We start from the raw sequence: 14,219 nt of genomic DNA, 5'->3' as shown, positions 1-14,219 counted from the left end.
CACCTACATCCCCCCAAATCCCGAATCCCCCAAAGACCAAATTACAAGCCAAACACCGCAGCCAGCGCCAACGCGGCAAATAACGCCGCCGTCACCCGCCGAATCAACCCCAACGGCATCCGATCAGCCGACAGCTTCCCAAGCAGGACCACCGGTACATTGGCCAGCAGCATCCCGATGGTGGTGCCGACAATCACCAACAACAATCCGTCGTGAAACTTCGCCCCCAGCATGGTGGTCGCCACCTGGGTTTTGTCCCCGATCTCAGCAATAAAAAATGCGATAAAACTGGCCATAAAAGGGCCGCGATTGGAAATGTTCTCGTCATCGTCAAGTTTGTCCGGCACTAAGATCCAACCGGCCATCAGGACAAAACTCACCACCAGGACCCATTTCAAGACTTCCGGGGTCAGGTAGTCCGCAACGACCACACCGAGCCAGGCGGCCAGGGCATGGTTGGCAAGTGTGGCGAGAAAAATCGCCAGAATGATAGGAAACGGTTTGCGATAACGGCTTGCCAGCAACAGGGACAGTAACTGGGTCTTATCCCCGATCTCAGCCAGGGCTACCGTAGTAATGGAAACAGCTAGAATGCTCACGACGTGCTCTTGGGGGCGAGGATTTGTTATCAACCACGAGCAAACGCACATGCCCCACCCCGGTTCATGCTGGTTTGCCGATGGTCTCGCCAAACTCACACGTAGGGATATGTGAGTCATAATCGCCATGAAGATTTTGCTTCAATTATGTTGACGATTATCTCGAAGATAGAGAGGCTACTCCCCAAAGGAGCAGGCATGATAAACAGAACCCTGAGCCAGATCAAGCCAGGAATTGTCGGGGCCGATCACAAACGCGTGTGCAAATACGCTGCCACCGACACTGCGGCGGCAGCAATATAAGCAAAGATTAAGACGTTGGGGACAGCACAATTTCAACCCGACGGTTTTCCGCCCGGCCTTGCTCTGAGCTGTTTGAGGCAATCGGGTGAGACTCGCCCATCCCTTTGGTGATCAGACGATTCGCTGCCACCCCTTCACGCATCAGATAGTTGCTGACCTCACTGGCGCGAACCTGGGACAGGCGCTGGTTGTACGAGTCCGAGCCGGAGCTGTCCGTAAAGCCATAAACATTGAGCATGGTCTTATCATACTCTTTCACCACCAGCGCGACGTTCTTCAGCGCACTCATTGCAGCACTGCTCAGATCGGTCTGATCAAACCCAAAGGTGATGGCATTAGGCATGTTCAGCACAATGTTGTCTCCGTCACGGCTCACGCTGATCCCGGTCGACTGGAGTTGCTGACGCAGTTTAGTTTCCTGCACATCCATGTAGTAGCCGACGCCGCCGCCCAGCGCCGCGCCTGAGGCCGCACCAATCAAGGCACCTTTGCCGCGATCGCTCTTGCTCGATGACGCCACACCAATGGCAGCACCGGCCAACGCACCAATCAGGGCACCGCTGGAAGCTTTCGCCGTTTGCTCTTCCCCGGTATAAGGGTTCACCGTACTACAACCTGTTGCTGTCACGGCAGCTGCCGTGGCAAAAATGACCTGCCGCACCCATTTGGCTGGCTTGTGTGTGATTTTGCTATCCATCATGGTTTCCATTTTTACTCGATTTCTGATCGATGTGATTGTTCTCGCCCCATCGCTTTCCGGCGATGTCGCTGCGCCAAGATATTGTATTGAGCAAGCGAAAGAGAACATCAGAGCAATGTCAAAAGATGAGGAAATCTCGCCGTTCAGCAGATTGAGCCAATCAATTGAGAGGAATGAGGGAAACACGGCCAAAAAACATGCAGGGACCCTACTCGGCTAAAGCCATGCAGGGTATACTGGATTGTTACATTGAATTCATTCATCCACTAATCTCGCGAAGCTGACAATGCAGAAATACGATATTAAAACCTTTCAAGGCATGATCCTCGCGCTGCAGGATTACTGGGGCCAGCAAGGTTGTACCATTGTGCAACCCCTAGACATGGAAGTCGGTGCAGGTACTTCTCACCCGATGACCTGTTTACGTGCGCTGGGCCCTGAGCCGATTGCAGCAGCGTATGTGCAACCTTCCCGTCGTCCGACTGACGGTCGTTACGGTGAAAACCCGAACCGTCTGCAGCACTACTACCAGTTCCAGGTGATCATCAAACCGTCTCCGGACAACATCCAGGAGCTGTACCTGGGCTCTCTGGAAGCACTGGGCGTTGATACCCAAATCCATGACATCCGCTTCGTGGAAGACAACTGGGAAAACCCAACGCTGGGCGCCTGGGGTCTGGGTTGGGAAGTATGGCTCAACGGTATGGAAGTCACCCAGTTCACTTACTTCCAGCAGGTTGGTGGCCTGGAATGTAAACCCGTCACCGGTGAAATCACCTATGGTATCGAGCGTCTGGCGATGTACATCCAGGGCGTTGACTCGGTCTACGATCTGGTTTGGACTGATGGCCCGCTGGGTAAAGTCACCTACGGCGATATCTTCCATCAGAACGAGGTGGAGCAATCGACCTATAACTTCGAGCATGCGGACGTAGACTTCCTGTTCACTTTCTTCGACCAGTGCGAGAAAGAGTGTCAGGAGCTGCTGGCACTAGAAACCCCGCTGTCGCTGCCAGCGTATGAGCGTATTCTGAAAGCCGGCCATGCCTTTAACCTGCTGGATGCCCGCAAAGCCATCTCTGTGACTGAGCGTCAGCGGTACATCCTGCGAATTCGCAACCTGACTAAACAAGTTGCCGAAGCCTACTACGCCTCCCGTGAAGCGCTGGGCTTCCCAATGTGCAAAAAGAACCCGTAAGGAAGTGGCATGAGCGATAAAAATTTCCTGATTGAACTTGGCACCGAAGAGCTGCCGCCAACGGCACTGCGTACTCTGGCCGAAGCCTTTGCGGACAACTTTGCCACCGAACTGAATGACGCCGATCTGGCCCATCAGGGGATCCAGTGGTATGCCGCCCCACGCCGCCTGGCCTTGAAAGTGACCGCCCTGGCAGGCAGCCAGCCTGATAAAGTGGTTGAGAAACGCGGCCCGGCAGTCAGTGCTGCCTTTGACGCCGAGGGCAACCCGACCAAAGCCGCACAAGGCTGGGCCCGCGGTAACGGCATCAGCGTTGAGCAGGCTGAACGCCTGGCGACCGATAAAGGCGAATGGCTGCTGTACAAGGAAGAAGTCAAAGGTCAATCGACCCAAGCCTTGGTCGCAAAGCTAGCGGCCAATGCCCTGGCGAAACTGCCGATCCCGAAACCAATGCGCTGGGGTGACAAAGACACCCAGTTCATTCGTCCGGTGAAAACCCTGACCATGCTGCTGGGTGACGAACTGATCCCGGGGACGATTCTGGGTGTGAATGCTGATCGCGTGATCCGTGGCCACCGTTTTATGGGCGAAGCCGAGTTCACCATCGACCATGCTGATCAGTATCCGGCCATCCTGGAAGAGCGCGGCAAAGTCATGGCAGACTACGAAGCGCGTAAAGCCCTGATCCTGGCGGATGCCCAGAAAGCTGCACTGGAAGTTGGCGGTAGCGCTGATCTGGAAGATGACCTGCTGGAAGAAGTCACCTCACTGGTCGAGTGGCCGGTCGTGCTGACGGCATCTTTTGAGGAAGAGTTCCTGAAAGTGCCGGCAGAAGCGCTGGTTTACACCATGAAAGGCGACCAGAAGTACTTCCCGGTCTACGATGCCAACGGCAAGCTGCTGCCGAAGTTTATCTTCGTCTCCAACATCGTCTCCAACGATCCGAAGCAAGTGATCGACGGTAACGAGAAAGTCGTTCGCCCACGCCTGGCCGATGCAGAGTTCTTCTTTAACACCGACCGCAAGCGCCCGCTGGTAGAACGTCTGTCTGAACTCGACAGCGTATTGTTCCAGAAGCAACTGGGCACCCTGCGTGACAAGACCGATCGCATCACCGCCCTGTCGGGTTACATCGCCCAGAAGATTGGTGCCGATGTTGAGCATGCGGAACGTGCCGGCCTGCTGTCAAAGTGTGATCTGATGACCTCGATGGTCTTCGAATTCACCGACACCCAAGGGGTGATGGGCATGCACTATGCACGCCACGACGGTGAAGCAGAGGACGTTGCCCTGGCGCTGAACGAGCAATACATGCCTCGCTTTGCCGGCGACAGCTTGCCAAGCACCGGGGTATCTGCCGCTGTCGCCATGGCCGATAAGCTAGATACCCTAGTCGGTATCTTTGGCATTGGTCAGGCACCGAAAGGCAGTGATCCATTTGCCCTGCGTCGTGCTGCCCTGGGGGTGCTGCGCATCATCGTCGAGAAAGGCTACAACCTGGATCTGATCGACCTGATCGCCAAAGCCCATGAATTGCTGGCAGACAAGCTGACCAACCGAAACGTAGAAAGCGAAGTCCTGGACTTCATGCTGGGCCGCTTCCGTGCCTGGTACCAGGACGAAGGCCACAGTGTTGACGTGATCCAGGCCGTCCTGGCCCGCCGCCCGACCCAGCCTGCTGATTTCGACAAGCGTGTGAAAGCCGTCAGTCACTTCCGCTCGCTGGATGCTGCGGAATCCCTGGCTGCAGCAAACAAGCGTGTCGGCAACATCCTGGCGAAATTTGACGGTGAGCTAGCGACCAGCATCGACAGCAGCCTGCTGGCTGAACCCGCCGAGAAAGCACTGGCCGAGAAAGTCGAAGCCAAACTGGCAGCCCTGGCACCTGTCTTTGCCGCTGGCGATTACCAGCAAGCACTGTCTGAACTGTCGACCCTGCGTGAGTCCGTCGATGCGTTCTTCGATAGCGTGATGGTGATGGCTGAGGACGAGCAACTGAAAGTGAACCGTCTGACCATGCTGAACCTGCTGCGGAACGAATTCCTGAAAGTTGCCGATATCTCGCTGCTTCAGAAATAAGCGAACGCTGTTTGATCAACCCCGTGCTTGCACGGGGTTTTTTTATATCTACGCTCACCGTTTCACGGCTCTGTTACCGATGGCATCCACCGCGTAACCCCCTTCACATCCTTCCCCCAGCGCTCTCTTCACCACCAACAACGCTGCGTGCTGACGTAGTCAGAGCCAACGCCATGAGATTGATTTTTCAACCGGGGCTCACACGTCGACAATGGTTTCACGTGAAACAGCCAACCTGTCGGTTTGCTCACTTTCCCTTCTCCGCACAATAAGGTATGTTGATTCCTGCACACAAGTTATACAGTTAGCGTATAACTAAATATAAGAACAAATTACTAAGGTCGGAAGTAAACATGGAGTTTTCTACATTCGGAGAAAAGTTTGCCCGTTATTCTGGGATCACTCAGCTAATGGATGACTTAAATGACGGCTTACGTAACCCTGACGCCATTATGCTCGGTGGCGGCAATCCTGCTCAGATCCCGGAGATGCTCGACTATTTCAAGCAACTCACGGCAACGATGCTGGCCAGTGGCGAGCTGACAGCCGCCATGACCAACTATGACGGCCCGCAAGGGAAAAACATCTTCATCCAGGCACTGGCGGATCTGCTCAAAGCCACCTATGGCTGGAATATTTCGGCAAAGAACATCACCCTGACCAACGGGAGCCAGAGTGCATTCTTCAACCTGTTCAACCTGCTGGCGGGTGAGTTTGAAGGCGGACGCCATAAGAAAATTCTGCTGCCGCTGGCACCGGAATATATCGGTTATGGTGATGCCGGGATCAGCGAAGAGATGTTTATATCCTATCGTCCGGAAATCACCCTGCTCGACAATGGCCAGTTCAAATACCATGTCGATTTCAATCAACTGACGGTTGATGATAGCATCGGGGCGATTTGCGCCTCCCGCCCCACCAACCCAACCGGCAATGTGCTCACCGACGAAGAGATCAACCATCTGGACGAACTCGCCCGGCAGCATGGCATTCCGCTGATCATCGACAATGCGTACGGGATGCCGTTCCCGGATATCATTTTCGAAGACGTCACTCCGTTCTGGAACGAAAACACCGTTCTGTGTATGAGCCTGTCGAAACTGGGGCTGCCCGGTGTCCGATGCGGCATTGTCGTTGCCAGTGAAGAGATCACAACTGCCCTGACCAATATGAACGGCGTGGTCAGCCTGGCACCGGGCAGTATCGGTCCGGCGATTGCGCACAAGATGATCGAGCAGCAGGACTTACTGCGGTTAAGTGAGCAGGTGATCAAACCGTATTACCAGCAGAAATCGCAGCATGCGATCCACCTGCTGCAAGAGGCTATCACCGATGAACGCTTTCGGATTCACAAACCCGAAGGTGCGATGTTCCTCTGGCTCTGGTTTAAAGAGTTGCCAATCACCACGATGGAACTGTACCGCCGTCTCAAAGCGCGCGGTGTCCTCATTGTGCCTGGCGAGTATTTCTTCATCGGATTGGACGAGGACTGGAGCCACGGCCATGAGTGCCTGCGCATGAACTATGTCCAGGACGATGAGACCATGCAGCGCGGTATTGCCATCATTGCCGAGGAAGTCATGAAAGCCTACCAGGCGTAATCACGCTGTCAGGGCAGCCAAGCGGCTGCCCTGTGTTTTATCTGAAACCCGCCACTACGAGAACATTCCACCTTCAGCAACAATCCACCAAACCGTCCAAGCGCTTATCACCGTGCACTGTATAGACCCGGATGATTTCCCGTGTGCGTCGAGCCTGATTAGTCGGCCCTATCCACGCATCGCCAAGAACGACTAACCCCATCAGCCAAAGTCGAACACCACACTCATCGGGGTCAAGGAGTGTAATCTGACCGATGCTCCGTCCCTGTTTCACGTGAAACAAGGTCTGGCTTGAGCCAGAACATCCAAACGAATGGCAGCTTGCGAAATCACAGTGTCCAGTTGACCATCGACAGAGCCGCACGCTTTATCCATCCGATAGCGTGAGTCCGAAGTGCGCCCTGTCCCCATGACCTCAACCAGAGGCCCATACCAATACGACAAAGCGGTGCTCACAATAGACCCGCTATCGAAATAGCTAAGGCCACCTCCTACCATATTTCACCTCTGGCACGCCGCATCTAACTGAGACACCTTCGATGTTTCACGAGAAACCATCACACCGACGCAACCGGAGCTCACGATTGGCTGAGTAGACATCTCACGGGCTTCAAGGAAAAGACCCAATGACGACCCAGCAAAGGTAGGAATCTAACCGGTCACACACAACCGAAACGCAGCTTCGAACTTAGTTAGTCGTGACATCTTATCGGCATGTCCTCATCGCGCTGAAGCCAGTCCGACAGAGACGTTGTTTCACGTGAAACAAAAAAGGCCTGCATGATGCAGGCCTTCACTCTCTATTCGGTTATCGGTCTGAGACCATCCCGGCTTATTCGCTTTCGAGCAAACGTTGGCCGTTAATGGCGATCTTACGGGGTTGATCTTCTTCCGGCACTTCACGCTCAAGCTCAATATGCAGCAAACCGTTTTCCATGTCGGCGCCGGTCACTTTCATATGATCGGCCAGCTGGAACTTACGCTCGAAATCACGCTCGGCGATCCCTTGATAGAGATACTGACGCTCTTCGCCTGCATCCTGTCTCTCGCGGGTTCCGCGGACAATCAGCTTATTCTGCTGCTGAGTAATATCGAGTTGCGATTCAGCAAAGCCGGCGACGGCCATCGTGATCCGATACTGATTCTCACCACGCTGCTCAATATTGTAAGGAGGATACCCACCATTATTGGTATTCAGGTTTTGCTCCATCTGGTTGAACAGACGATCAAAACCAATGGCGGAACGATATAGAGGAGTGAAATCTAATGTACGCATAATAACTATCCTTCTTTGAAGCAATAACTATAAACAATGTTGATGAAGCTGCTCTCCCATCGGACAAGCGTTGCAAGGCCCAATCGCTGGCACCTCCTGCTTCATCAATAGATATAAGGTCACTCAAAACAGATTCAAGACTGCGCGAAATATTTTTTTATTTTTTCACTCAGTCCACCATAGCACCCCAGCCAAGCGTTTAGCTGCCAGCCCTGCAACACGCGTGATGCAGCCATACCAGTCCGATGCAGGCTCTTGGCTCCCATAACGCAGTGGGGATAACCTGCCCCACCATACTACGTTCGCCGCAAAGCGCCGCAGTGCATGACTTCTTTCAGCCCCCACAGAGCGTGACAGCATGCCAACCGTGTCATAGTTTCTTAAGCGCCAAAAAACAAAAACGCCGCTCATCAGAGCGGCGTTGTCATCCTGGACTGGCTTGCTTAAACGTCGAGGTTGGCGTTCAGGGCATTCTCTTCAATGAAGTGACGACGTGGTTCAACCTGATCGCCCATCAGGGTGGTGAACAGCTCATCGGCCGCAACGGCATCGTTGATGGTCACCTGCATCATCCGGCGGGTTTCCGGATCCATGGTGGTTTCCCACAGCTGATCCGGGTTCATCTCACCCAGACCTTTATAGCGCTGACGGCTCAGGCCACGGCTTGAATCTTTCACCAGCCAATCCAGGGCTTCCTTAAACGAGCTGACGGCTTGCTTGCGCTCACCACGCTGAACATAAGCCGTGTCTTCGAGCAGGTTATGCAGCACTTCAGACAGATCCGCCAGCTTGCTGTACTCCTTGGAGTTCAGCAAATCAAAGCTCAGCAGATATTCGTGATCGACGCCGTGGGTACGAACCACGACTTTTGGCAACCACACGTGATGCTCTTCATCGCGCACCACCTCAAAGCGGAACTGGCTTTCACCGCTCTGTTTGGCATTGAGTGCAGTGATCAACGCATCGGTCCAGCCATTGACGACGGCCTCATCAGCCAGCATGTCAATCGCCAGGCGTGGCTGATAGGTGAACTCGTTCAGCATCAGCACCGGATAACGGCGGCTCATGCGCTCCACCAGTTTGGACGATGCATTATACTGCTTCACCAGCTCTTCCAGCGCAACACCCGTAATTGGCGGCACGCCTTCTGCGGTATACAGGGCTGCATTGTCCAGCGCCAGGGCGATCTGGTACTGCACCATGTCTTCATCATCTTTGATGTACTGCTCTTGCTTGCCTTTTTTCACTTTGTACAGCGGTGGCTGCGCAATGTAGATATGGCCACGTTCAATCAGCTCCGGCATTTGACGGTAGAAGAAGGTCAGCAGCAGCGTCCGGATGTGCGAGCCGTCGACATCGGCATCGGTCATGATAATGATGCTGTGGTAGCGCAGCTTATCCGGATCATATTCATCCCGGCCAATCCCACAGCCCATCGCGGTGATCAGCGTGGCGACTTCCTGAGAAGACAGCATCTTGTCGAAACGGGCTTTCTCGACGTTCAGGATTTTACCCTTCAGCGGCAAAATCGCCTGGTTCTTGCGGTTACGCCCCTGCTTGGCCGAACCACCGGCCGAGTCACCCTCCACAATGTAGAGTTCGGACAGCGCCGGATCTTTTTCCTGGCAATCCGCCAGTTTGCCCGGCAGACCGGCCAGATCCAGCGCCCCTTTGCGACGTGTCATTTCACGCGCTTTGCGGGCCGCTTCACGGGCACGGGAGGCGTCAATGATCTTGGTGCATACGGTTTTCGCATCACTCGGGTTTTCCAGCAGGAACTCGCTCAGCTTTTCACCCATGGTGGATTCAACCGCCGGCTTCACCTCGCTGGAAACCAGCTTGTCTTTGGTCTGGCTAGAGAACTTCGGATCCGGCACTTTGACCGACACGACTGCGGTCAGGCCTTCACGGGCATCATCCCCTGAAGTCGCGGTCTTGGCTTTCTTCGAATACCCTTCCTTATCCATGAAGTTATTCAACGTCCGCGTCAACGCACCACGGAAACCCGCCAGGTGGGTCCCGCCGTCACGCTGTGGAATGTTGTTGGTAAAGCAGTAAATGTTTTCCTGGAAACCATCGTTCCATTGCATCGCCACTTCCACGCCGATGCCATCTTCGCGGGTGAACTCAAAGTGGAACACCTTCGGGTGGATTGGTGTTTTATTGCGGTTCAGGTGCTCAACAAATGCCCGGATCCCGCCTTCGTACATGAAGTGGTCCTGCTTGTCTTCTTCGCGCTCGTCAATCAGTCGGATCGACACGCCGGAGTTCAGGAACGACAGTTCGCGCAGGCGCTTGGCCAGGATTTCGTAATGGAACTCAATGTTGGTGAACGTCTCTGCACTTGGCCAGAAACGGATGCGGGTCCCGGAGCGATCCGTTTCTCCAATCACGCCCAGCGGCGCCTGAGGCTCACCATGGTGATAAATTTGCTGGTGGATCTGGCCGTTGCGGTGGATGGTCAGTTCGACTTTTTCGGACAGGGCGTTCACGACGGACACCCCCACCCCGTGCAGGCCACCGGATACTTTGTACGAGTTATCGTCAAACTTACCACCGGCGTGCAGGACAGTCATGATGACTTCCGCGGCTGACACCCCTTCTTCCGGGTGCATTTCGGTTGGAATACCACGGCCATCATCGCTCACCGACACCGAGCCATCTTCGTGGATCGTGACAATGATATCTTCACAATGGCCAGCAAGAGCTTCGTCGATGGAGTTATCGACGACCTCAAACACCATATGGTGCAAGCCAGTACCGTCATCGGTATCGCCAATGTACATCCCTGGGCGCTTACGTACCGCATCAAGGCCTTTCAGGACCTTGATACTTGATGAATCGTAGTTGTTGGACATTGAGTTACTCTCGCTTAAATTATCCTGCGGTTATTTTACCGTGTTCCACATGAAACATCTTGCCCTTTTCATCATGCATATCGGCAATCTGCTCAGGGCTGATGGCACTGATGAACACCTGGGCGCCGGTTTCTTTTAACCGTTGCGCCAACAGCGCACGCCGATGGCTATCGAGCTCAGATGCAAAGTCATCGATCAAGTAGATACACGGTTTACCGGTTGATTCCGTCAGGTGCAGCCCCTGGGCCAGGCGCAATGCGCAGACCATAAGTTTGAGCTGCCCCCGAGATAACACGTCTTCGACCGGTGTCCCGGCCACTTTCAAACGCAAGTCGGCCTTGTGCGGGCCACTTGCGGTATAACCGAGCTGACAGTCACGTTCAAAATTGCGCTTGAGCAGCTCAGCATACGGGGTGTCTTTGTCCCAGCCGCGGTAGTACCCCAGCTGGATATCATATTCTGGCAGGAAATGCTGGCAAATCTCCGCGGCTTTCTGCTTCACGGCATCCAGATACTGGCTGCGCCATTGGCTGATCTCTTCGGCCAACAGCGCCAGCTCCTGATCCCAGTAGCTCAGCTCACGGTAACTACGCGCCGTTTTCAGCAGCGCATTACGCTGCTTGGTCAGCCGTTTGATCCGGCTCCACGCATGATAAAACTGGGGCTCGACGTGAAACACGCCCCAATCAATAAAGGCGCGGCGATATTTGGGACCGCCAATCAGCAGCTCAAAGCCTTCCGGGGTGATCAGTTGCAGCGGCAGAATTTGCGCCAGCTGGGCCAGCTTCTGCCCGCCTTCTCCACCAATTTTAACTTCAGTGGTGCCATCACGCTTCTTCCCGATCCCGATCGGGAGCTCCAGCCCGGCAGCCGTGTTCATCCGGCCATGCACAAACAACTCGGGCTGTTCATGGCGGATCACGCGGCTGGTCAGGTGGCTGCGAAACGATCGCCCATGCCCGAGGTAGTGGACAGCCTCCAGCACGCTGGTTTTACCGCTGCCGTTGGCGCCGACCAGAAAATTAAAGCCGGGTGACAAACTCAGGTCGCAGTCTTCAATGTTCCTGAAGTCTTTGACCATCAGCCGTGTCAGGACCATCACTTACAGTCGGATCGGCATGACGACGTACATGGCGTCATCTTGGGCACTGTCTTCCAGCAAGGCACTGGCCGTGGCATCGGTCAGCGACCAGCGGACCTGCTCGCACTTGAGGGTATTGAGTACATCCAGCACATAGCTGACGTTGAAGCCAATTTCCAGCGGCTCTCCCTGGTAATCGACATCCAGGAACTCTTCCGCTTCTTCCTGCTCCGGGTTGTTCGCAGTGATCCGCATCTCGCCCGGTGACAGGTTGACCCGCACACCGCGGAATTTCTCGTTCGACAAAATCGCCGCCCGGGAAAAAGCTTTGCGCAGCTCATCGCAGCTGGCTTCGACAAATTTGTTGCTGCCCTTCGGCAGGACTCGGCGATAGTCCGGGAAACGGCCATCGACCAGTTTGGAAGTGAAGACGAAATTGTTGACCACTGCGCGCAGGTTCGAGTTGCCGATCTGCAACGTCACTTCAGCATCCGGCGTATCAAGCAGGCGCATCAGCTCCAGAACCCCTTTGCGCGGCAGGATGATTTGCTTCTCCGGCAACACCTGTCCGGTATCGGTCGCACAGACCGCCATCCGGTGACCGTCCGTCGCCACCGAGCGCAGATGCTGGCCATCGGTTTCGAACAACATGCCATTGAGGTAATACCGGACATCCTGATGGGCCATGGAAAACTGGGTGCTGTCGATCAACTGACGCAACTGCCCTTGCGGCAACGACAGCTCAACTTCGCTTTGCCAGTCATCAATATTCGGGAAATCAGCCGCCGGCAGCGTTGTCAGGGAATAACGACTGCGGCCGGAGCGGATCATCACCCGATCGCCTTCCAGGCTGATGGCAATCGGTGCGCCATCCGGCAGCCCGCGGCAGATATCGAGAAACTTCCGTGACGGGACGGTGATCGCGCCCGGTTCACAATCGGCTGCCAGGGCCACTTTCGCCACCAATTCAACTTCCAAATCAGTACCGGTCATTGACAGGCAACCGTCTTCAACCTGCAGCAGCAGGTTGCCCAGGATCGGCAGAGATGGGCGGCCGCCCAGGGCACCAGAGACCTGCTGCAGCGGCTTTAATAAATATTCGCGTTCTACGGTAAATTTCATATCAGGACGACAGGGTTCTAATCAGGTTGGAATAGTCTTCTTTTATATCGTGGCTTTCTTCACGCAGCTGTTCAATTTTCCGACAGGCGTGCAGCACCGTGGTATGGTCGCGCCCCCCAAAGGCATCGCCGATTTCCGGCAAGCTATGGTTGGTCAGCTCTTTGGCCAGGGCCATCGCCATCTGGCGCGGACGGGCCACTGAGCGGGAACGACGTTTGGACAGCATATCAGCCATCTTGATTTTATAGTATTCCGCGACCGTCTTCTGGATATTATCAATGGTGACCAGTTTTTCCTGCAGCGCAAGCAAATCACGCAAGGCTTCCCGGACAAAGTCAATGGTGATCGCCCGGCCGGTAAAGTTGGCATTGGCAATGACCCGGTTCAGGGCCCCTTCCAGTTCCCGGACGTTTGAGCGCAGTCGCTTGGCAATAAAAAACGCGACCTCATCCGCCAGGCGAATGTGGTGATCCTCGGCCTTTTTCATCAGGATCGCGACCCGGGTTTCCAGCTCCGGCGGCTCAATCGCCACGGTCAGGCCCCAGCCAAAACGTGATTTAAGGCGATCTTCCACCCCGCTGATCTCCCGCGGGTAGCGGTCCGAGGTCAGGATGATCTGTTGGTTGCCTTCAAGCAGGGCGTTAAAGGTGTGGAAAAACTCTTCCTGCGAGCGCTCTTTGTTGGCAAAAAACTGAATGTCATCGATCAGCAGCGCATCCACACTGCGGTAGTAACGCTTGAACTCTTCAATCGCGTTGTTCTGCAGCGCCTTGACCATATCCTGGACAAAGCGCTCCGAATGCATGTACACCACCCGGGCATTGGGCTTGCGGTCGGCAATTGCATTGCCCACCGCGTGCAGCAAGTGCGTCTTACCCAGGCCGGTGCCGCCATACAGGAACAACGGGTTATAGGCTGCGCCCGGGTTATCAGCCACCTGGCGGCAAGCGGCCAGTCCCAGCTGGTTCGACTTACCTTCCACGAAGTTATTGAAATTATGCTTCGGATTCACATTCGAGCGGTAGCCGGACTGCGACTCCGGCTGAACCGGCGATGGCGCCGGCTCCCAGTGCCGCGTCGGGGTGTCATCGACCATCGCCGGCGCAGGTTGCAAGACGCGTGCGGCGGCCACCGGCGGAGGCGGCGGTGCCGTTACCGGACGGCTGCCCACTTCAAAACGCAGGATCGGCACATCATTACCGCAAAATTCGTTCAGCAGCCGATTGATATTATTGAGGTACTTGTCCCGGACCCAATCCAAGACAAACCGGTTCGGCGCAAATAAGGTCAGCGTATTATCGGTAAGCTCGGCCTGAAGCGGTCGAACCCACATACTGAATTCTGTCGCAGGGAGTTCTTCCTGAAGGCGTTGAAGGCACTGCAACCAAAGCGAAGATGACAA

Annotated in this window: 11 protein-coding genes and 1 riboswitch; of the genes, 4 read left to right on the top strand and 7 right to left on the bottom strand. The window is 55.0% G+C overall.

Features of this window, described 5'->3' with window-relative positions:
* Positions 1-41 precede the first annotated feature (41 nt).
* The gene (locus NH461_RS00055; RefSeq protein WP_261601359.1) at positions 42-599 is read right to left on the bottom strand and encodes a TMEM165/GDT1 family protein; all 558 of its coding nucleotides are present in this window, start codon (positions 597-599) and stop codon (positions 42-44) included.
* A gap of 92 nt (positions 600-691) precedes the next feature.
* A riboswitch (yybP-ykoY riboswitch) is annotated at positions 692-790 on the bottom strand.
* 119 nt (positions 791-909) lie between these two features.
* On the bottom strand, positions 910-1,599 hold the full coding sequence (locus NH461_RS00050; protein WP_410000115.1) for an OmpA family protein: 690 nt from the start codon (positions 1,597-1,599) through the stop codon (positions 910-912).
* On the opposite strand from NH461_RS00050, the gene NH461_RS00045 reads away from it, so the two are divergent.
* From NH461_RS00045 to NH461_RS00030, 4 genes are all read left to right on the top strand, one after another.
* Positions 1,541-1,822 carry a hypothetical protein gene (locus tag NH461_RS00045; RefSeq protein ID WP_261602939.1) on the top strand — a complete coding sequence of 94 codons (282 nt, stop codon included), beginning with the start codon at positions 1,541-1,543 and terminating at the stop codon, positions 1,820-1,822. The genes NH461_RS00050 and NH461_RS00045 overlap by 59 nt on opposite strands.
* A gap of 66 nt (positions 1,823-1,888) precedes the next feature.
* A complete protein-coding gene (glyQ, locus tag NH461_RS00040) occupies positions 1,889-2,800 on the top strand; it encodes a glycine--tRNA ligase subunit alpha (RefSeq protein WP_261601357.1) in 912 nt (303 codons plus the stop codon).
* A gap of 9 nt (positions 2,801-2,809) precedes the next feature.
* Positions 2,810-4,879, top strand: a complete 2,070-nt coding sequence (gene glyS / locus NH461_RS00035) for a glycine--tRNA ligase subunit beta (RefSeq protein WP_261601356.1) — start codon at positions 2,810-2,812, stop codon at positions 4,877-4,879.
* Between the two features lie 353 nt (positions 4,880-5,232).
* Positions 5,233-6,480 (top strand): valine--pyruvate transaminase, encoded by a 1,248-nt coding sequence (locus tag NH461_RS00030; RefSeq protein ID WP_261601355.1) that lies wholly within the window; start codon positions 5,233-5,235, stop codon positions 6,478-6,480.
* 832 nt (positions 6,481-7,312) lie between these two features.
* Here the strand turns inward: NH461_RS00030 and NH461_RS00025 are convergent.
* The 5 genes from NH461_RS00025 to dnaA all read right to left on the bottom strand — a co-directional run bounded on the left by NH461_RS00025 (position 7,313) and on the right by dnaA (position 14,219).
* Positions 7,313-7,756 (bottom strand): Hsp20 family protein, encoded by a 444-nt coding sequence (locus tag NH461_RS00025; RefSeq protein WP_261601354.1) that lies wholly within the window; start codon positions 7,754-7,756, stop codon positions 7,313-7,315.
* A 443-nt stretch (positions 7,757-8,199) separates the two neighbouring features.
* On the bottom strand, positions 8,200-10,614 hold the full coding sequence (gene gyrB / locus NH461_RS00020; protein WP_261601353.1) for a DNA topoisomerase (ATP-hydrolyzing) subunit B: 2,415 nt from the start codon (positions 10,612-10,614) through the stop codon (positions 8,200-8,202).
* A gap of 19 nt (positions 10,615-10,633) precedes the next feature.
* Positions 10,634-11,713, bottom strand: a complete 1,080-nt coding sequence (gene recF, locus NH461_RS00015; RefSeq protein WP_261601352.1) for a DNA replication/repair protein RecF — start codon at positions 11,711-11,713, stop codon at positions 10,634-10,636.
* A 3-nt stretch (positions 11,714-11,716) separates the two neighbouring features.
* Positions 11,717-12,817: a DNA polymerase III subunit beta gene (gene dnaN / locus NH461_RS00010; protein WP_261601351.1), complete on the bottom strand. Its 1,101-nt coding sequence runs from the start codon at positions 12,815-12,817 to the stop codon at positions 11,717-11,719.
* Between the two features lies 1 nt (position 12,818).
* Entirely contained in the window at positions 12,819-14,219 is a 1,401-nt protein-coding gene (gene dnaA / locus NH461_RS00005) for a chromosomal replication initiator protein DnaA (RefSeq protein ID WP_261601350.1), read from the bottom strand.

This window comes from Photobacterium sp. TY1-4 (assembly GCF_025398175.1).
Classification (GTDB): domain Bacteria; phylum Pseudomonadota; class Gammaproteobacteria; order Enterobacterales; family Vibrionaceae; genus Photobacterium.
Note: the sequence above shows the minus strand (reverse complement) of the source record. Positions and strands in the feature narration are given on the sequence as shown.